Consider the following 19,586-nt stretch of genomic DNA (forward strand, 5'->3'; position numbering starts at 1 on the left):
AAAAGATGGCAATCGATCGATTTGAGCATCGAGCAGCTGCCACATAGGACTTGGCAATGGGACAAGTCTTCCAGAATACGGAAAACAGTGTCCTTGAATCAAGTCCCGCCGATTGAACGAAGTTACGAACCCTAAACGACTTCAGGCACGATATAGGGGGCACGGTACTCGCGTTTCAGCAGCCCATTGGCCTTTTCGTCCTGAGGGAAAGTCTCGGTTTTGGGGTCAATTTGCAGCGTTTTTCCCAGCTGAACGTGGGCCGAATTGACATCGACCCCGTTGGCTGCCAGGTGAGATTGCATCCCAGCGGCGGCCTCATGAACAAGTGGTTGCTCTTGGGTACGCTCTGGCAGCGATTTCAGCGAAATGGCATCACCCACCTGGTGCGAAATATTTCCGAGATGACAAAGAGCAGTCGAAAGGTGTCCTGTCCGGACGTCGCAGTTCAGGTCGGATGTCTTCCGCGAACGTACGGCTTTTACAAAGTTTTCACGGTGAAGTTGACGGCCGCCATCAGGGCCGGTGGTTCCTTTGATCTCTCGAATCGTCTTTCCGTCACGATCGATCACCTTGCCGGTGTCGAAGCCGACGTAGGTTGCATCTTCCCCTTCAACGACGATACCGTAGCTGAGTCCCATGTAGTTGCAGGTATCCTTCTTGCCGGTCGCCGTTGGCAAGTCGCGGATCTCGAACGTGATCGGAGCTTGGGCGTATTCATAACGAAGCAGATGGGTGTTCGGTGTTTGTCCGTTGTCGTCCCATACATAGCGTCCACCAACACTGCTGACAGAAGTTGGGAACTCTTCCGCACCAATCGACCAGCGACAAAGGTCAAGAATATGGGGGCCGTTGTTGCCAAGTTCCGCATTGCCATAGTCCCAGAACCAATGCCAGTCGTAGTGATAGTTGGCGCGTTCCAACTTGGTGGAACCAGGGCCACACCACTGATCGTGGTCTATGGTGGCCAGCGGCGTGGGAGTTTTCTCCGGGCGACCAATCGAGTTGCGGCGCGTTAAGTAAAGACCTTTGACCTGCTTCACCTTGCCGAGCACGCCGTCTTGGATTTCCTGGAAGAAGTCTTTGAGGTGCGTGAAGCTGCGGCGCTGGATTCCGATCTGAACAATTCGATCATACTTCTCGGCCGCCTTTTGCATCTGACCTGCTTCCCAGATGTTGTGGGAACAAGGCTTCTCGGTATAGACGTCTTTGCCTGCCTGGCATCCCCAGACAGTACCAAGGCCATGCCAATGATTGGGGACAGCCAGAACAACGGCATCGACATCTGGATCGTCGAACACCCGACGCATGTCGCCATACGTCTTAAGCTTGCTGTTGAACTTCTTCTGAAATGCTTCTGCCTGTGTACCTAGAACGGCACTATCGACATCGCATAGACCCACAACGCGAACGCCAGAGATCTCGGGGAAGCCATTGAGATGCGTTCGACCGATCCCGTGTGCACCAATCACGACAACCCGCAGTTCGTCATTCGCCGCCGCGAACGCAGAAGGTGTCGACAGCGAGGTAACGGCAGTCGCAGAGGCAGCGGCAAGGAATTGGCGACGATTGAAGGAAAGCATGTCAGTACCTATTGGGCAGAGCTTGGATCGATTGGAAGGGACAGCAAGGTCGCGGCGAGCAGCTATTTCTCTTCGCTCAAAAGACTATCCATAGAAATGGCTTGGCCATCCGCATCTCGGCTCATGTCGGCGGCGGTCATGAAGGCCACAATTTCCAACGTCTGTTCCGGAGAGACAGGTGGCTCTTTCGTCTCGAAGAATTTGACGATCTCGACCACCAATAAATTATAGGTGGCACGAATCTTGGTGAGCTCGATATCTTTCTTTCCGAAGACCACAACACCATACCCGTACGAACCGTCGCGAATACCACGGAAGGTTCCTACGCGGCCATCCTCCCAAACTCCCGTGACGATATCGGCTCCTTCGGTTTTCGTGCGTTGAACCGTTTTGCATCCGGGACCCATCACGGTGAAGAGAGTTTCCACACCGTGGATGCCGTACCAGAAAAGATCGGGATGGGTTGGGTCGAGCTTGCATGGGCTGTAGGCAACGCAGCCCACGACCTCTTCTTTATTCAGGTCGATCACTTCCTGGCAGAACCGGAGTGTCGAGGCGGAGAAGAAAGGAGTGCCTGTCTTATTCGACAGGGCGATGAGTTGCTTCGTTTCTTCCAGCGAGGCCGTAATCGGTTTGTCGACAAAGAGAGGGATGCCAGCTTCCAGCACGGGCTTGGCTTGTTGCAGGTGCACCCGCCCGTCGACGCTGTTCATGATGACCGCATCGACTTTCTTCAGCAGGGCATCGATCGAAGGAACAATCTCGATCCCCATATCGCTGATTTGCTTAGTGAAGCCCTCGATCCGATCGGCACTGGTCGGCAAGTCAGGACTGCCACCAGGGAACGCGGCAACGACCTTGGCTTTCTTTAATTCAGGGGCAGGGTCTTCCGCGTTGATTGTCTTGGTGAAGGCAACGGCGTGGGAACTGTCGAGGCCAATCAACCCGATCCGCAGGGTCTCGGCCGCATGTGCTGAAGTGGTCATAAACGAACAAGCCATTAAACAAGCGATCGTGGTGATAGCGAGGGAGGTTCTCACGGGCAAAGCCTTTGGTTGCGGGAGGCAGAGACGCCTGGCAAGCAGCCAAGACGCCAAATTCATCAAACCGATGACGTCAAGATACCACGTGACATCATGTGAGTAAAGCTTTTTCTTTTGAGGTTGTATGAGGAGGACTGCTGGTCGCCTGTTGGCATTGCGGCAGGCCAAAACACAGAATCCGGCGGTAAACCGGATTCCCCCGAAGGGATGGGGGTGCCAGCATCGCAGGGCCGAAAACTCGTGGGTACGGCTTTTCTGGGCGCAGAAATCCGAAAAGCTTTGCGTAGGCACCCGAAAATATGGGGATACGACGATGAAATAGCTACCGAAATGCTATCGGATACGCCGATGGCAACTGCTGGACGGGTTCTATCGATTCTTCAGGCGGAATCTACTTTGGCGAGGCGGACAATGGCGACTCTCTCTCTATCTACATCTACTCGATGCGTACTGACGTTGCTTCTGGTTCTGGCGACTAGCTCCATGGTTTATGGACAAGGTATTGCTGTGACCGGGGTGGGCCCAGTGAATCGAGCGATGGGTGGGGCAGGCACGGCAGCTCCGCTGGACGCGATAGGTGCGCTGCACTGGAACCCGGCGTCGATCAGCTATCTCGAGCAGTCCGAAGTGTCGTTCGGCATGGAAGGCTTGCTTGGTGACGTCGAACTTTCATCGACCGTCGGTGGATCTACCAATACAACCAGCGGTGAAGCCGGTGTTGCTATCATCCCAGCGGTTGGCTGGGTCGATCATCTTGAAGGCACTCCTTTGACAATTGGCATGGGTGTCTATGGGATTGGCGGTTTCCGCAACAATATGCCCATGGATGCAAGCAACCCGCTGTTGGGAACCGGACCCGTGTTTGCCGATGCCGAAATCATGCAGATCGCTCCGACGATGTCCGTTCGTTTGGGCGAATGCTGGTCGATCGGGGTGGCTCCAACGATCTCCGCAGCTCGTATGCAATTCGATCCGCTTGGTCCTTCGGCAATCACTACTGCGAGCACGCCTGGTTCCGGCAACCGCGTTCATTGGGGTGGCGGTATCCAAGGTGGTATCTACTATGCAAGCCCAAGTTGCTGGCGAGCCGGTTTCACGATCAAGAGCACCCAGTGGTTTGAGCAGTTCCGATTCTTCACGCCATCTGGGGTGGTTCGCTTCGACCTCGATTACCCTATGATTCTTTCGGGTGGCTTGGCTTACTACGGATTTGAACGCTGGGTCTTCGCTGCCGATGCACGTTATTTCGACTATGCCAATACTCAGGGTTTTAGCGATCTTGGCTGGGACAACGTGTTTGCCGGAGCGATCGGAGCTCAGTATCAACTCAGCGATCTGTGGAAGCTGCGAGCTGGTTACAACTTCAATCAGAACCCGATTGGTTCGGAAGACGTTTTCACGAATATCGCCAGCCCTCTGATCCAGACACACAACATTGCCTTGGGTGCCGGGTGTCTGCTGACGGATGGAGTCGAGTTGAATCTCGCGTATGTCTACTTGGTCGACTCGTCCGTATCGGGACCTGCTCCATCGCCTCCGTTCGGCCCGAACGACACCATCGAGCATCGCATCAGTGCCCACTCATTGGTGATGGGTGTCCAGATTCGGTACTAGGCAGAATTTGGTCGTTTGCCTATTTCGCGCTACGCAATCTGGGGGTAAGTGGCCGTGCTGTAGGGATTGTTCCTGAAGTACTGCCTATCGATCGGCCTGAGCTGGAACGTTTTGACCCTCGGGAAAATGTAACCTATCTTTCGGAAGATATCCCGTTTTTGCACGCTGATTCCTTTTCTCAGTGCACAGGTTACGTCCCAGGGAGGCAGTTGATGAGCTTGCAGCAAACGCACGCGCCGGCTGAAGACCAGTCAATCAATTGGGAAACTTTGAAGTCGCGATGTATTGGTCGTCTCGATCTGGTCGAGAAGGCTTTGAATCGATTTCAAGATTCCCTGGTAGACGATCTGCAATCACTGGAAGAGGCTTTTGAAACGCTTAATACGGAGGAGGTTGCTCGGATTGCCCACCGTATTAAGGGAACTTCCTTGACTGTCTCTGCAGATCGACTGGCAGGGTTCGCCATGCACCTGGAAAGACAAGCAGAAGAAGACTCAAGCTACAACGAAGCATCTCTCGCTGATATTCGTGACGAATGTTGCCGGTTGAGCCAACTCATCTCGCAGCATCGCACTGGGGAAAATCAATGATCATTCACGATCAAGATACTAACCAAACAAGCCAAGCGCCGATTCTATTAGTGGACGATGATCCGGCGTGCCTGGGTATGCTGAGTGACGTTCTCGGTGCGCTCGGGATTCCCGTCGAAACCGCACGCGATGGAAATGAAGCCCTGGAGATGATCTACCAGGGTGACTTCCGCATTGTCCTTTCCGACTGGCAAATGCCCGGAATGTCTGGCGTCGAGCTTTGTCGACGGGTTCGTCAGCGTCCTTTGAGCGGATACGTGTACTTTATTCTGCTCACGTCGCTTGATCGCCAACACAACCTGGTGAGTGGCCTGAGGGCCGGTGCCGACGACTTCATTACCAAGCCATTCGACCCGGAAGAACTTAATATTCGATTGCGTGCAGCGAATCGAATTGTGTCGTTGGAAAGCCGCAACGTCATTATCTTCGCCCTGGCGAAGCTGGCCGAGTCACGCGATCCCGAAACGGGCGCTCACCTTGAGCGAATGCGTGAATACTCGCGTCTGTTGGCCGAGGACCTGTCGCATCAACCGAAGTATGCCGACATTGTCGATGCCGACTATGTGCGGACGATCTACCTGACCAGTCCGCTGCATGACATCGGCAAGGTGGGTATCCCGGATCACGTGCTGTTGAAGCCAGGGAAGCTAACTGCCGAAGAATTCGAGATCATGAAGCAGCATACGTTGGTGGGTTTCCACACTCTGGATGCTGCCGTGCGCGAACAGCCTGAGGCTGCCTACTTGCGTTTTGCGCGCGACATTGCCTGTTCGCATCACGAGAAATACGACGGCAGTGGCTACCCCTATGGTCTCAAAGGAGAAGACATTCCCCTTTGCGGCCGCATCGTGGCTGTTGCCGATGTGTATGATGCCCTGACCACCGCACGCGTTTATAAGGAAGCTTTCAGTCACGAGAAAGCTTGCCAGATCATTCGTGAGGGAAGTGGAGCCCATTTTGACCCTGATATTGTCGACGCCTTCTTCCGCCATGAAGAAGAGATCGTCGACATTAATCAGCGACTCAACGACGCAATGGTTTGTCCGGAGCTCCCCCAGATGTCACCAAGCGTCTCGTATCCTGTGGGACCAGTTCCAACGGCGAACTAGCTCTCGATGACCTTGCCATTCTTGGCGATTCGCCCAGCTCGTGCCGGACGTGGCAGTTCGGCAGGGTCCAGTCGTCGAATGCAATCTGGTGCCTGGTGGCTGACGTAATTCACGATGATCCCAGTGCGATCTCGTGTCAGTTCCATCTTTTCAGTGTTAAATCCTGCCATATCGTAAACATTTAACACATCTTCTACCGTACGTTGATAGAAGAACCAGTCTAAATGCCATTGATAGGGGGTTTCGTCATACTGTTCGGTATCTTTAAAGGCAATTACTAGAGCCCCGCCATCCGACAAGGTTTGCCCAAGCCCGCTAAAGATACCTATTAGATGCTCGTCAGTAAGGTAGTCTGCAAGACCGACGCTATAGATGATATCGAAGCTTCCATATTTGGCCTTGGTTGCTTCCGCGTTGCGAGCACGCATGGCGTTGAAGCGAACAGGCTTAAGCGTGGTCGAAGGTGGAAGTTGAGGTGCAACCGTGGCTTCGATGTACTCCAAAGCGACAGGGTCATTATCCATCGCAACGACTTCGATGTTACGACCCTCAAACTCTGGCCAATCCATAAATTCGCGGCAGGGGCCACACGCGATGTCCATGATTCGAACATCACCTTCTCTTGATGCGATCTCCTTCACGAGGTATTCACGGACCAAATCTTTGCGTCCGCGGACCGCTTGCGATAGCTGCAGGTCCCCTAAGCAAAGATCTAAATAAGCCCCTAAACCCCGGGCGGGAGTCATTTCCTCGTAGATTTTGAGCAGCATCTCGTAGTCCCCCGAGAATCCGCTCGGTTTGGTCCAAGCTCGGTTGATAAACCAGCTTTGACTCAACCAGGGGCCGGTTTCATTTCGAAACCGTGCCTGGACTTCTTTGATTAAATCAGGATCGTCTTGATGATCCTCCTCAAACTTTCGACAAGCAGCTTGAGATTGTTGGAAGGCGGCGAGCGTTCGCTGATGAAACTCATCGTTTCGTTGCGGGATGGCGTCCTTGTCGATCTCGCTTTCCAGTTGAGTTAGCTGACGCTTAAATTCCGCCACGTCGTTCGAGAAGAATTCGATCACACTCGGCAGTCTGAACGTGGTCGATTCATTCGACTGTATCATGGCTAATACCTAAAACTCAGGTCCAAATCGGGCATATTTCGCCGTAGGAAAATAACTACGGCGTGACTCGCCTCTACATCAGAATAGGTAAGGATGAGAAAATCAACCAAGAAAGTCGTTATTTAGACATAAGGGGGGGTGCGCTTGCGTAAGATCAATCAATTAAGTGCCCCTTATGACCCATAGGTATTGCGCAGTAAGCGCTATAACCATCTCCGTTCGTTAATGTGCTTGAAAAAAGGCTATGGTTTATCTGATTTCGTGCGCAGAAAGCGCGCGCGGAAATGACCTCAAGAGATGCAGCGTACTCTCTCGGTATCACGGGTCGAAATAGCGTTGGTTCAGACCAGGTTTCTGATCCCCAATAGCTGGCACGACTTTATAGAACAGAACAAAGTAGGGCCATGGTGGAACGAGAAGCGGGAACAAGAGTCACCCCGACCGATTTGGATTGGGAGATGCCGGAGGAGATTCTCGCGCGGTACGAGGTCAATGCATCAAGCGATGATTCTCCGTTTGTGCGGACCTATTGGGGGAATGATCGAGAAACCGGGGACGGCGTCGAGATCAAAGTCATCGAATTGAAGTCCGTCTCGTCCGGGACCCGCGCGCGCATCGAGTTCGAGGCGTCGATCCGCAAGGAGCATCCTCACCAGCAGCTCATCTCCGTTCTTGATTTCGTGCGAACCGACACGGAATTCTATGTGGTGATGCCATGGAATGATGAGGTGCCTCTCAGTCATAAGTTGACTTCCAAACCGATCTCAGTCGAAGAGACCATTCAAATCGGGAAGGACATTTTTACGGCACTCGACTCCCTTCACCGACGAGGTTCGCTCCACCGTGATGTGACTCCTTCGAGCATGTTTGTCCGGCGCCAGAACGGGAAGCCTGAGGCGATTGGCGGCGTGAGCCTGGGGGGCTTTGGCACCGTCAAGCGATTTCATCCCGATCAACTGTTTGGCGAACGCGAATGCGAGACGGTCTCGTACATGTCGCCTGAAGAGGCGGGTTCGATTGATACGGACGTTGGGCCTCCTTCCGACTTGTATGCGGCCGGGATTCTGCTGTTTCGTTGTCTTGCTGGACGGCTGCCGTTCCAGGGACAAGGCGCCGGGGCGATCTTGTTTGAGCACCTAACGGCGCCTGTGCCGGACTTGCCCACCATCAACCCGGAAGTCCCGCGGGACTTGGACGAATTGGTTCAACGCCTGCTCCGGAAAGATCCGCACGATCGATATCAATTGGCAAGCGCCGTGGTTGCCGACCTACTGGCAATTGAGGAATCGCTCGCTGCCGGCGATTCGGGAGCACACGTCGCGATCGGCGCCTGCGATCGCCGCTGCACGCTGACGGAGCCGACTTTTGTCGGACGCGAAGAAGAACTGAAGCAACTCAACAACTTCGTCCGCGAAACACGGCAGGGTAAGTCTTCCGTGATCATGGTCGAAGGTGAGTCTGGGCTCGGGAAAAGCCGCTTGCTGGTCGAGTCCGTGCGAGTGGCTCGCCGTAACAATAATTGGGTGTTACGCGGACAAGCGACGACAAATGTCGGCCAACGTCCTTATCGGACACTGGAAGGCATCGTGGATGGCTTCCTCTCGGTCGCCCAGAAAGATAAAGACCTGCTCAGCCGCGTGCAGGAACAAGTGGGAGACATGGCGGATGCGTTGGTGGCCGCATTGCCTTCGCTGGGAGCCGTTCTGCAGCCAACAAGCCGCATCACCGATCAATCGCCTGCCGCGTTCGGTGAAAACCGAACGATCGACTCGTTGATCCGATTCCTCGGTGCCTTGGGAAGTCGTGATCGTCCCGCGATTATCATTTTAGACGATTGCCAGTGGGCCGATGCATTAACCTATAGCTTGATTCGTCGCTGGCATACGCAGTCGCGGCAAACGGAACGCCATAGCGCTCTGATTTGTTCGTTCCGAAGCGAAGAAGTTAGCGAAGATCACGCTTTACGGACCATCCCCAGGTGTCAGCACATCTGCTTGTTGACCTTGCGCAAGGATGAGATCCGGCAGTTGGCCGAATCGATGGCCGGATCGTTACCACCGGAAGCGATCGAGGTCGTTACGCGTCTGGCCAGCGGTAGTCCGTTCATGGCCTCGGCCGTGTTGCGTGGCTTGGTCGAATCGGGAGCATTGGTCGCCGAAGATGGAACGTGGCAGGTCGATCAACGAGCGATCCGCGACATTCAATCTTCGCAGGAGGCCGCGTCGTTCCTGGCACATCGTATCGAGATGCTGCCGGAAGAGACGATTGAATTGCTGTCCGTGGGCGCGCTGGTTGGCAAAGAATTCAGTTTAGATACGGCTGCTTCTTTGGCTCGGCTGTCCGTGCCTGCCGCGGTGGGGGCCTTGCTGCACGCCAAGGATCGTAACCTGATTTGGGAACGTGCCGATGGCGGTCAGTTCGTCTTCGTGCACGACAAGATTCGCAGTTCGCTATTGGATCGGCTCAATCCAAACGAGCAAAAACAATTGCATCTTCGAGCGGCGCTACATCTACAGGAACACAGTCCTTCACGCGTTTCCGAAATCGCTTATCACCTGGACGAAGCAGGGGCCTCGGAAACAGCTTTGGGATATGCTCTGCAGGCCGCCGAGCAGGCACGCAGTCAGTTTTCCTTGGAAATTGCCGAGCGGCAGTATCGCATTGCTCAGAAGGGTGCTGAGAATCAACCGAAGTCCATCCGCTTCCGGATTGCCGAGGGGCTTGGCGATGCGTTGATGCTGCGGGGGCAATACCCGGAAGCCGCACCGCAATTTGAACTGGCCGGCGAGCTTGCCGAAGGAGATCTCGATCGCGCCAAGATCCAGAGCAAGCTGGCAGAATTGTCGTTCAAGCGTGGAGATATGGAAGGAGCTACCCAGGGTTTCGAGAAAGCCCTGCGTTCCTTGGGTATCTTTGTCCCTCGCAATCGCTTTCTCATCTTTCTGTTGGCGATGATGGAAGCGGTTCAACAGTTATTGCATACCTTCTTGCCAAGTCTGATGCTCAATCGCAAAGGGCGTCCACCAAGTGAATCCGAACGATTGGCGATTCGCCTGTTCGGATTGTTGACGCACGGTTGCTGGTATTGTCGTAGCAAACTCGAATGCGTGTTGGCGCATCTGCGTAGTCTGAATCTGGCAGAAAGATTCGCTCCGAGTGCTGAGCTTGCTCAGGTTTATTCCGAGCATTCGCCGGTTGCTTCGCTCATTCCACTCTTCGAGAGAGCATTTAAATACTCGAAGATGTCGTTGGAACTGCGTAGAGATTTAGACGATATCTGGGGGCAAGGACAGTCACTCAATTATTACAGTTGTTCCCTTTACGCCGCTGGGCAATATCGAGAAGCGATCGAGAAGGGACGTGAAGCCATTCAACTGCTGGAGCGGACGGGTGACTACTGGCAGGTGCATATTGCCCGGTATCAAGTGGCCGCGTCCCACTATCACCTCGGCAATTTCCGAGAGGCCGTTGCCGAGGCCCAGAACAATCACCGGTCAGGTGTGGAACTGGGGGACGAGCAAGCCTCCGGAATCATTCTCGATGTTTGGGCGAGAGCAACGCAGGGCAATATCCCCGATTCGCTCTTTGAAGCAGAGCTTGCGCGAACGCGTCACGATGCCCAAGGAAGAACGCAGCTCTATATCGCTGTCGGCATCCGTGATCTGTATCAAGGGAAGATCGAGTCGGCGATCGCGGCACTTGAGCAGGCCGTCGATACGGCGAACTCGGCAGGCATCCAGAATGCCTACACGGCCCCTGCCCTGCCCTGGCTAGCGACAGCCATCCGTATGCAGGCAGAAGCCACTCCGCCTCATGCACCCGCTTTACAAGATGAACGACTTGCCAAGGCCGAGCAGATCGCACTTCGTGGAATTGCCGCTGCCAAGGTGTGTCCTAATGACTTGCCGCGAGCGATCCGCGAACGCGCCATCGTCGCGGCAATGCGAGGCAACTATCGCAAGTCGCGTCACTTTTTCGACAAGGCATTTGCGATCGCGAAGCGATTGGGGGCAATCTACGAACAAGCACTGACGCTGCAACATCGAGGCCAGGTTGGGCAGTTTGCTCATTGGAGCGATGCAGCTCAGGACGAACGCGAGTCGCAGCGGCTCTTCGATGATTTGACCATCGAAGAAGAAGCAGACAGCGCTCGTGGCGGTCAGATGGGAACGTTGTCGCTGGTCGATCGATTCGATACGGTGCTGCACGTTGGACGTCGCATTGCTTCCGCGTTGTCGACCGACAAGATCTACGAAGAGGCCTCGCTCGGAGCAACACGTTTGCTGCGTGGTGAAAACAGCCTGTTGTTGGAATTCGATCGCGATGACGCCATGGCAGAGCCACAACTGGTGCTCGGGGGAACGGATGTTCCGTTCGATCGAACGAACCTCCAGCGTGCAACCGAAGCTGGCCGGGCGATGACGTTTATCGAGACTTGCACCGAAGGAGACGTGCACCGCGAAACGACGAACCCACGTTCGGCGATTTACATTCCGATCTTTGTCCGGAATCGTCTCTCGGCTTGTGTCTGCGTGATGCATTCCCAAGTTGTCGGCCTGTTCGGCACGGATGAAGAACGCCTGGCTGATTTCGTGGGAACCATCGCAGGTGCCGCGTTGGAAAATGCCCAAGGCTTCATGGAGCTAACCAATCTGAACACGACTCTGGAGCAACGCGTTGCCGAGCGAACAGCAGCCGCCGAGACGAGAGCAGCTGAATTGGCGCGATCGAATCTCCAGTTGGAGCGAACCGCGAAGGAATTGCGCCTGACCGAGGAAGAACTGCGTGTGGCAAAGGTTGCCGCAGAGACGGCCAACGAAGCCAAGAGCCGATTCCTGGCAACCATGAGTCACGAAATCCGCACGCCACTCAACGGTATTCTGGGTATGACCGAATTGGCTCTGCGAACCCAGCTCACTTCACAGCAGCGAAATTGCTTGACGGTGATCAATCAGTCTGGCGATGCTTTGCTGAGCCTGCTCAACGATATCCTCGATATCTCGAAGATCGAAGCAGGAAAGATGCAGCTGGAAGCCATCCCAATGGAGCCGCAAAGCGTGGTGACGGCCGCCGTGCGTCCTTTGGCCGTCAACGCCGCCAAGAAGGGGCTGGAACTGCTCTACCGCATTGCTCCAGGCGTGCCGGAGTCGGTCGAAGGAGATCCGTGTCGACTTCGTCAGGTGATCATGAATCTGGTGGGCAACGCGATCAAGTTTACCGACCAAGGTGAAGTGTTCATCGATTGCACGGTCGATTCCGACGTGGAAGGTCAGCAGCTTCACATCTCCGTGCGAGACACTGGGGCCGGCATTCCCGAAGACAAGCTCGCGACCATTTTCGAGTCCTTCGAGCAAAGCGATAGCTCAACAACGCGTCGCTATGGAGGAACTGGTCTGGGGCTGTCCATCTCGTCGCAGATCATCGGCCTGATGGAAGGAAAGCTCTGGGTGGAAAGCCAGCTGGGACAGGGAAGCACGTTCCACGTTACCATTCCACTGAAATCGATCTCAGGCGAGACCATCGAGTCGACCAAGCCATTGGCTGGCGAGCGTGTCCTGCTGGTTTCCGAGCATCCATCGTCTCAGAAGCTGTATCAAGAGATTCTCGATCACGCCGGGGCAAGCTGGGAGCATGTGACCCTCGACGAGGCTTTGCGACGAGTTCAAGACGCGGAATGCCGAGGCACCGCAGATGATACGGTCTTGCTGCTTGACTGGGAGGCGAAGTCAGACAAGCTGGAACAATGGTTCTTAACGCCTGATTCGGTCGATCTGTTCAAGATTCCGCATATTGTCCTCATTCCGCCGACTGGTGTCCCTGACGACGTTGATCATTGCAGCATGGTGACGATCGCTAAGCCAATTTCCGTTGGCGAATTGATCGAAGCCATTGGATCGGCCAAGAACGCATGTCCTGAATCTCGAGATGCTGAGCCAATGCAGCAATTGTCGGGAGAACGTTCGCTGCATATCCTGCTCGCGGATGATGCTCCTGTGAATCAAGAGGTTGCCGCAGGCATTCTTGAAGTGTTTGGCCACACGTGTGAGGTTGCCAGCACCGGACGCGAGGCATTGGAATGTTACCAACGCGGTAAGTTTGACTTGGTGCTGATGGATCTCGAGATGCCCGAGATGGATGGCAAACAAGCAACCGATGCGATCCGGCAATGGGAACAGGAGAACGGCCAGCGGACACCGATTTTCGCGATGACAGCCCATGCCCTGGAAGGTGCCCGCGAGAACTGTTTAGCCGCAGGCATGGATGACTATCTGTCCAAGCCTATCCAGCCAGAACGGCTGAAGCAGCTATTGGATGAAATCGCAGTTTCTGGAAACGTACCAACGGCGTAATCGTGCCGTTGGTCATCAAGCGATGATGTCCTTGACGACACGGGCGGGCTCGACGCCGGTCAGACGCATGTCGAGTCCTTGGAACTTGACGCTAAAGTGTTCGTGATCGATGCCTAGCAGATGCAGCATCGTCGCGTGGAGATCGCGAACATGAACGACATCCTCGACGGCATGGTATCCCAGGTCGTCGGTTGCTCCGTAGGTGGTTCCGCCTTTGATCGGTCCACCAGCCATCCACATGCTGAAGCCCTTGATGTGATGGTCGCGGCCAATGTCCCCCTTGCCGGTTTGCGACATCGGGGTCCGACCGAACTCTCCCCCCCAGACGATCAGCGTATCTTCCAGCATGCCCCGCTGTTTCAGGTCCGTCAGCAAGGCATAGGTCGGCTTGTCGGTAAGGCCAGAGCAAATATCCATGTACTTGCTCAATCCGCCATGATGATCCCAGCCGCGGTGATACAGGTGAATGAAGCGAACGCCACGTTCGGCTAGTCGGCGAGCAAGCAAGCAGTTCGACGCGAACGAACCATCTCCTGGCTTGGCACCATACATATCCAGAATATGCTGAGGTTCGTCCGACATGTCGGTGAGCTCTGGGACCGACATCTGCATGCGGAATGCCATTTCGTAGGCGGCGATGCGGCTGGAGATTTCAGGATCGCCAGCGGCGGACTGGTTCTGCTGATTCAGTCGACTGATCGCATCGACCAGGTTGCGCTGCTGCGAGGTGCTTACTCCGTTCGGATTGCGAACATAGTAGACCGGATCGCCGGTCGAGCTGAATTCGACGCCCTGGTAGCGACTCGGCAGAAAACCGCTGTCCCATTGCCGGGAAGCAATAGGCTGAGGATTTCGACCACCGACACTGCTCATAACAACAAAGCCTGGAAGCTCGTCGGTTTCGCAGCCGATACCGTAATTGACCCAGGCACCCATCGAAGGGCGGCCACTGATGGCTGTGCCTGTGTTCATGAACGTATGGGCCGGATCGTGGTTGATCTGTTCGGTGACCAGTGATCGCACGATACAAATGTCGTCGGCCAGCTTGGCATGCCACGGCAGGTACTCGCTGATTTCCTGGCCGTTGGCACCATGCTTGTTGAATTTAGCGATCGAGCCCAGGCACTTCAGTTCCTTCCCCTGCAACTGAGCGATCGGCTGGCCTTCCGTATAGGAAGTGGGGAATGGCTTGCCATTCATCTCGGCCAGCTTCGGTTTGTAGTCGAAGGTTTCCAGGTGGGAAGGACCGCCAGCCATGCATAGAAAGATGACACGTTTCACTTTCTGAGGAAGGTTAGGCAGGCCAGGCTGTCCTGGAACGCCGCCGCTACTCTTGGTTGCCGAGAAGCCATCGCGCGCCAGGAGCGAGCCCAGGGCCGCTGAGCCAAGGCCAACTCCGGTTCGGGAAAGGAACGTGCGACGATTCAGTTGCATTGGGTGAAATTCAGACATGACAAACTCGGTGTCTTAATTGCGGGTAATGAATTCATCGAGATTGAAGATCACGCGGGCAACCTGGGTCCAGGCTGCCAGTTCCGCGACTTCGATCGCATTGTCCGTAGGCTTCAAGCCAATCTCTAAGAGCTTGGCGGCTTCCTGCGTATCTTTGCGATAAATCTCTCGGTTCTGATTTAGGATCTGACTGAGAACTAGTTTTTCATCAGGATCAGGCTGGCGAGAAAGTGCCAACATGTAAGCACGATCCAGGCGAGCTTCGTCGTCGTCGGCTTCGCTGGAAAGGATGCGTGTGGCGAACTCTCTGGCCGCTTCGATGTACGTTGGGTCGTTCAGCAGTGCCAAGGCCGCCAACGGCGTATTGGAACGAGCACGCTCGACGGTGCACTCTTCCCGGCTCGGAGCATCAAAGGCCTTCAGGCTGGGGTGCAGGAACTGGCGCTGCCAGTGGACGTAAACACCTCGCCGCCACTGCTGCTCATTCTTGTCCTCGTGATACTTCCGCTGCGGGAAGTTCAAGTGTCGGTAATAGCCGGTTGGCTGATACGGCTTCACGCTGGGGCCACCGTACTCCAGATTCAACAGACCACTGACTGCCAGGGCGTTGTCACGAATCACTTCCGCAGGCAAACGGTGTCGTGTTTGATGGCTGTAGTAGCGGTTGTAAGGATCTCGCTCGCGAACTTCGGGGCTGGCGTACGATGACTGCTTGTAGGCCGAGGTCATGACCATTGTCTTTACCAGACGCTTCACGTCCCAGCCGTTTTCATAGAAATCGATCGCAAGGTGGTCCAGTAGCTCTGGATGAACAGGAGGCTCGCCTTGGCCGCCGAAGTCTCCGAGACTGGAAGAAAGTCCGACGCCATAGAACAGGTACCACAAGCGATTCGCAAACACGCGAGCGGTCAGGGCGCCAGAACCATGATGCGGATCGGTGAGCCAGTTGGCCAGATCGAGCCGAGTCGCTCGGTCTTTGTCGGCTTCGATGTTACCTAGGAAGGTAGGAATGGCTGGGGTGACGATTTCGCCGCTGTCGTCCAGCCAGTTTCCGCGCGGCAGAACTCGCATCTGACGCGGCTCGATGGATTCGGTCACCATTGTCAGGCGGGCCGACTTGTTGAGTTCGTCGATTTGCTTTTTAAGTCGTTCGGTTTCTGCTTTGTCGTCGCTGGAGACTTCTGCCAGTTCCTTTTCAAGTTCTGCCAACTTGCCCCGTTCTCGCCGAGAAAGAACCTTAAGCTCAGGAGGCCGTTTGGTGGGGAGGGCATTTGTACCGACTTTGAAGTGCTTCGCTTCGTCGACGTCGGCAAAGAATGCCGCGAGGCTATAGAAGTCGTCGATCGTATAAGGATCGTACTTGTGCGTGTGACACTGGGCACATCCGACGGTCGCGCCCATCCAGACCTGGGACACGTTGCGGACGCGGTCGGCGGCGTAGATTGCCAGGTATTCTTTCTCCTGGAGGCCCCCTTCGTGCGTTGTTTGCAGCAGACGGTTGTAGCCTGAGGCAATCTTCTGATCGAGCGTACTGTCAGGCAGCAAATCGCCAGCAAGCTGTTCCCGGGTGAATTGATCGAACGGGAGGTTGTCGTTAAAAGCATCCAGGACGTAGTCGCGATATGGAGAAATGTTGTGATCCTGATCCCCGTGATAGCCGACGGTATCCGCAAAGCGAACGAGGTCCAGCCAGTAGATCGCCATGCGCTCTCCATAGCGATCGGAAGCCAGCAGGCGATCGACGACTTTCTCGAACGCGTCAGGTGATTCGTCCGCGAGGAAGGCATTTACCTCTTCGACCGTTGGCGGAAGTCCGGTCAGATCGAACGTTACCCGCCGCAGTAGCGTGACCTTGTCAGCTTCAGGTGATGGCTTGAGCCCTTCGGACTCCATCTTGGCCAATAGGAAGAGATCGATATCACTTTCGGGCCAGTCTTTGGCTTCAACCTCAGGGACTGGGTGGGCCTTGGGTGGGACGTAAGCCCAATGTTTTTCGTATTGAGCACCTTCTTCGATCCAACGCTTTAACGTGGCAATATCCTTGGCCGAAAGTTTTTTACCTGATTCGACCGGAGGCATCCGGGTATCTGGTTCGGCAATGATGCGTTGATAGAACTCGCTTGAATCCAAGTCGCCGGGGACGATCGCGTAGTCTTTGGCCGCTTCCTCCTCGTCGAAACGCAGGTCTCCTTCACGATGCTCCGGATCCGGGCCGTGACAGTAGAAACAGTTTTCCGAAAGGATCGGCCGGACGTCGCGATTGTAGTCCAGCGGTTTTTCGGCCATCGCCGCGTGACACGACGTCACCAACAGCATGGCAAGCGAAAACGATAGCGTGCGGATAGAAATCATCTGCATGGCGGGTAGTCTATCAATAAGGATACGATTAGGTCTTAGGCGGGCCAGTGATCACTTCGTAGTGGTGACGGATCTGTTCTTCCGTCAGGGCTTTCTCGTAAATGGCAACTTCATCGAGCTGCCCTTCGAGTTGCCGCATTGGTCGAACTGAATCAAGTTGTCCCAGCACGGCTGTGTACGGCGAGGAATCGTCAAAGTCGAGGTCGTCCAGATTGACTTGGAGTTGACCGTTGCAATACAAGCGAATCGCTTCTGGAGTCTTCACGGCAACGATGTGCGTCCAAATGCCTGGCGTACAGGAGTTGGGACTAAACACATTCTTGCCGCCTTCGTAGGTGGTTGGCGGATAGCGATAAAGCATCCGAATCGTGGCAGGGCGATGAACCACGTTCGTGTGGTTGGCATATTCAATGACACACAGGTGGCTCTCTTTCTTGGGATCGGCTTGCGTCTCGGGCAGCAGTCCGAAAAAGGTTCCCCAGTGCATCCTATCCGTGCGTACCCAAAACTCAATCGAAAAATCGCGACGATTGATTCCCTCGATGGGTTCACTCATGCCCAGGTGGCGGCCCTTATTGCTTTTGGAAAAGCGAATGCGTCCACGGCTGATCTCTATTGAGCCGTCGTTAGCCGAGTGAATCACGCCATGGTGATGATCACCCACGTGATTCACGACCCGGTCGCCGATGACATCACTATCTTCAAAACGCCAATAAACAAGCGGGCGATCTGCTTTAACGGCCTCGGCATATTGATCGGTCGGGTTCAAGTAGAGGTTGTCCACCGGAAGCGTATCGACTCGATCCGATTCATTGAATGTCTTGGCTGAGACGGCCAGTTCCCCGTCGATGAAGGACGCCGAGTGGTTTGACAAAACCAATTCATTCAACAGCGTATCGCCGGAGGGACCCAGGAGAGACGCCATCACTTCTCCCTGGTAGACATCGACTTCCCCGCGGTTAGGTCCTTCGACGCGGAAAACGAACTCACTCGATCCAACGGCCACAGCAGATACCGGTCCATTGAGCGAGAACGAGTCGGAATCGGGAGGCGTAACCACGCCGGCCTGTCCACTGAGCAAGGTTGCCTGGTGCTCGGTAAGCAGGTGCATCTCGGCCGGACCAGTCAGTTCAACACGCACGCCTGAGAGGAATTCGAGCCGCAGGTCACCGCGATTCAACCGCAGGGCACCCGGTTTGACGCGATCGCCAACTTGCAGCGGCGATTCGGCACCCTCTTCCTCGCTGCGGCTGATCACAATCGCAATTGGTCCCTGACCCACCAGTTGGGTTTCGGTGTAATCGAGCATCGGGTCGCCCATAAAGGCGAGCTTCCACGAGTCGATGAAATAGAGGTTGGCCAACCCCAACAGCAGTAAAATCGATAACGCGATCGCAAAGGGAATGCCCCACGAACGCGAAGTAGGCTGGCTGGAGTTGATGGTCAGCGGTGGATACGACCGTAAATGGTATTCCAGTTCTGTCTGCAGATCGGACTGCTCGACATAGGCCGTGCGGAACTGCTGGTCTGAGATCAACCGACGCTCCAGGTCCGCAAATTCTTCGTGAGTCATCTGACCATCGACCAGACGGTCGACTGCCAGGCGTGCTTCACGTTCGAGTTGAGTTGGTGTCGGTTGAGACATAGGACTTTCGGCTATTATTCTTCTGCCAAGGCCACACGTCGGCGGACGCATTGAGCCAGCTTATCGCGGATCCGGTCCAGGCGGCGGTACAAGGTCTTGGCGGTCGTTTCCATCTGCCCGGCGAGTTCCCCGATGGTGATCTCAGAGTCATACCGAGATCGGAGCAGCGCCAGGTCTTTACTGCCCAGCGAATCCATGCAGATCTTCAAGGCGCGACTTCGTCGATCGAGATGTTCCTGCGAGCTTTGATGCGTATCCGCGATGGCTTGCATCGCACTTTCGGAGAAAACCATCCGGTCGCGGGCAATCTTGCGTCGCTGCTTGAGCGACTCGAAGTAGGCGAATTTCTGTGCCCAAGGAAGGAATTCTCGCTCGTGATCAAACTCTTCAAACTTCTCCCACAAGACGATCGCCGTCGCCTGCCACACTTCTTCTGCGTCGTCTAGTCTGGGGACTGAGGACCGGATGTAGCGCATCAAGGGCCTTTCGAATTTCACAATCAATTCAACGAAAGGGGTCGGATCTCGATGCGAAGGGGGGGACTCGGCCATGATGTGGAAGGAGAAGACCTGTTAGGGAAGGTTCTGTCGCACTATGTATTCTACCGTGGCGACTCAAATTCCCCTTGGGAAATCGGTTTGGAGACAAGAATTGCCGAATTCCATGCCGCGCGAAAGAAGCCGTGAGAGGGGCTTGGGATCACATTGCCCCTTGGCGAAAGATCAGTGTAAAT

At 55.0% G+C, this 19,586-nt stretch carries 11 protein-coding genes; 4 read left to right on the forward strand and 7 right to left on the reverse strand.

What is annotated here, in order from left to right:
- Window positions 1-131: 131 nt before the first annotated feature.
- Complete coding sequence (locus PSR63_RS15765; RefSeq protein WP_274326636.1) at window positions 132-1,580, reverse strand: Gfo/Idh/MocA family protein; 1,449 nt, start codon at window positions 1,578-1,580, stop codon at window positions 132-134.
- 62 nt (window positions 1,581-1,642) lie between these two features.
- The gene (locus PSR63_RS15770; RefSeq protein WP_274326637.1) at window positions 1,643-2,566 is read right to left on the reverse strand and encodes a Gfo/Idh/MocA family protein; all 924 of its coding nucleotides are present in this window, start codon (window positions 2,564-2,566) and stop codon (window positions 1,643-1,645) included.
- 468 nt (window positions 2,567-3,034) lie between these two features.
- On the opposite strand from PSR63_RS15770, the gene PSR63_RS15775 reads away from it, so the two are divergent.
- The 3 genes from PSR63_RS15775 to PSR63_RS15785 all read left to right on the forward strand — a co-directional run bounded on the left by PSR63_RS15775 (window position 3,035) and on the right by PSR63_RS15785 (window position 5,936).
- Window positions 3,035-4,237 carry an OmpP1/FadL family transporter gene (locus PSR63_RS15775; RefSeq protein WP_443111045.1) on the forward strand — a complete coding sequence of 401 codons (1,203 nt, stop codon included), beginning with the start codon at window positions 3,035-3,037 and terminating at the stop codon, window positions 4,235-4,237.
- 212 nt (window positions 4,238-4,449) lie between these two features.
- On the forward strand, window positions 4,450-4,827 hold the full coding sequence (locus tag PSR63_RS15780) for an Hpt domain-containing protein (RefSeq protein WP_274326639.1): 378 nt from the start codon (window positions 4,450-4,452) through the stop codon (window positions 4,825-4,827).
- Window positions 4,824-5,936 (forward strand): HD-GYP domain-containing protein, encoded by a 1,113-nt coding sequence (locus tag PSR63_RS15785; RefSeq protein ID WP_274326640.1) that lies wholly within the window; start codon window positions 4,824-4,826, stop codon window positions 5,934-5,936. Before PSR63_RS15780 ends, PSR63_RS15785 begins: the two co-directional genes overlap by 4 nt.
- On the opposite strand, the gene PSR63_RS15790 is transcribed toward PSR63_RS15785, so the two are convergent.
- Window positions 5,933-7,006 carry an SAM-dependent methyltransferase gene (locus PSR63_RS15790; RefSeq protein WP_274326641.1) on the reverse strand — a complete coding sequence of 358 codons (1,074 nt, stop codon included), beginning with the start codon at window positions 7,004-7,006 and terminating at the stop codon, window positions 5,933-5,935. The two genes, PSR63_RS15785 and PSR63_RS15790, sit on opposite strands and share 4 nt — an antisense overlap.
- A 446-nt stretch (window positions 7,007-7,452) precedes the next feature.
- Between PSR63_RS15790 and PSR63_RS15795 the strand changes: the two genes are divergently transcribed.
- A complete protein-coding gene (locus PSR63_RS15795; RefSeq protein WP_274326642.1) occupies window positions 7,453-13,398 on the forward strand; it encodes an ATP-binding protein in 5,946 nt (1,981 codons plus the stop codon).
- Between the two features lie 15 nt (window positions 13,399-13,413).
- On the opposite strand, the gene PSR63_RS15800 is transcribed toward PSR63_RS15795, so the two are convergent.
- The 4 genes from PSR63_RS15800 to PSR63_RS15815 are packed head-to-tail and all read right to left on the reverse strand — an operon-like array spanning window position 13,414 to window position 19,404.
- On the reverse strand, window positions 13,414-14,850 hold the full coding sequence (locus tag PSR63_RS15800; RefSeq protein ID WP_274326643.1) for a DUF1501 domain-containing protein: 1,437 nt from the start codon (window positions 14,848-14,850) through the stop codon (window positions 13,414-13,416).
- A gap of 15 nt (window positions 14,851-14,865) precedes the next feature.
- Entirely contained in the window at window positions 14,866-17,208 is a 2,343-nt protein-coding gene (locus tag PSR63_RS15805) for a PSD1 and planctomycete cytochrome C domain-containing protein (protein ID WP_274326644.1), read from the reverse strand.
- A 28-nt stretch (window positions 17,209-17,236) separates the two neighbouring features.
- The gene (locus PSR63_RS15810; RefSeq protein WP_274326645.1) at window positions 17,237-18,853 is read right to left on the reverse strand and encodes a LamG-like jellyroll fold domain-containing protein; all 1,617 of its coding nucleotides are present in this window, start codon (window positions 18,851-18,853) and stop codon (window positions 17,237-17,239) included.
- 14 nt (window positions 18,854-18,867) lie between these two features.
- A complete protein-coding gene (locus PSR63_RS15815; RefSeq protein WP_274326646.1) occupies window positions 18,868-19,404 on the reverse strand; it encodes a sigma-70 family RNA polymerase sigma factor in 537 nt (178 codons plus the stop codon).
- Window positions 19,405-19,586: the final 182 nt, after the last annotated feature.

It is taken from the genome of Bremerella sp. P1 (genome assembly GCF_028748185.1).
In the GTDB taxonomy this organism is placed as follows: domain Bacteria; phylum Planctomycetota; class Planctomycetia; order Pirellulales; family Pirellulaceae; genus Bremerella.

Coding starts and splice junctions, on each gene's coding strand:
- PSR63_RS15780 (WP_274326639.1), top strand. CDS start 4,450: ATGAGCTTGCAGCAAACGCACGCGCCGGCTGAAGACCAGTCAATCAAT.
- PSR63_RS15805 (WP_274326644.1), bottom strand. CDS start 17,208: ATGCAGATGATTTCTATCCGCACGCTATCGTTTTCGCTTGCCATGCTG.
- PSR63_RS15765 (WP_274326636.1), bottom strand. CDS start 1,580: ATGCTTTCCTTCAATCGTCGCCAATTCCTTGCCGCTGCCTCTGCGACT.
- PSR63_RS15815 (WP_274326646.1), bottom strand. CDS start 19,404: ATGGCCGAGTCCCCCCCTTCGCATCGAGATCCGACCCCTTTCGTTGAA.
- PSR63_RS15795 (WP_274326642.1), top strand. CDS start 7,453: ATGGTGGAACGAGAAGCGGGAACAAGAGTCACCCCGACCGATTTGGAT.
- PSR63_RS15770 (WP_274326637.1), bottom strand. CDS start 2,566: ATGACCACTTCAGCACATGCGGCCGAGACCCTGCGGATCGGGTTGATT.
- PSR63_RS15775 (WP_443111045.1), top strand. CDS start 3,035: ATGGCGACTCTCTCTCTATCTACATCTACTCGATGCGTACTGACGTTG.
- PSR63_RS15810 (WP_274326645.1), bottom strand. CDS start 18,853: ATGTCTCAACCGACACCAACTCAACTCGAACGTGAAGCACGCCTGGCA.
- PSR63_RS15800 (WP_274326643.1), bottom strand. CDS start 14,850: ATGTCTGAATTTCACCCAATGCAACTGAATCGTCGCACGTTCCTTTCC.
- PSR63_RS15785 (WP_274326640.1), top strand. CDS start 4,824: ATGATCATTCACGATCAAGATACTAACCAAACAAGCCAAGCGCCGATT.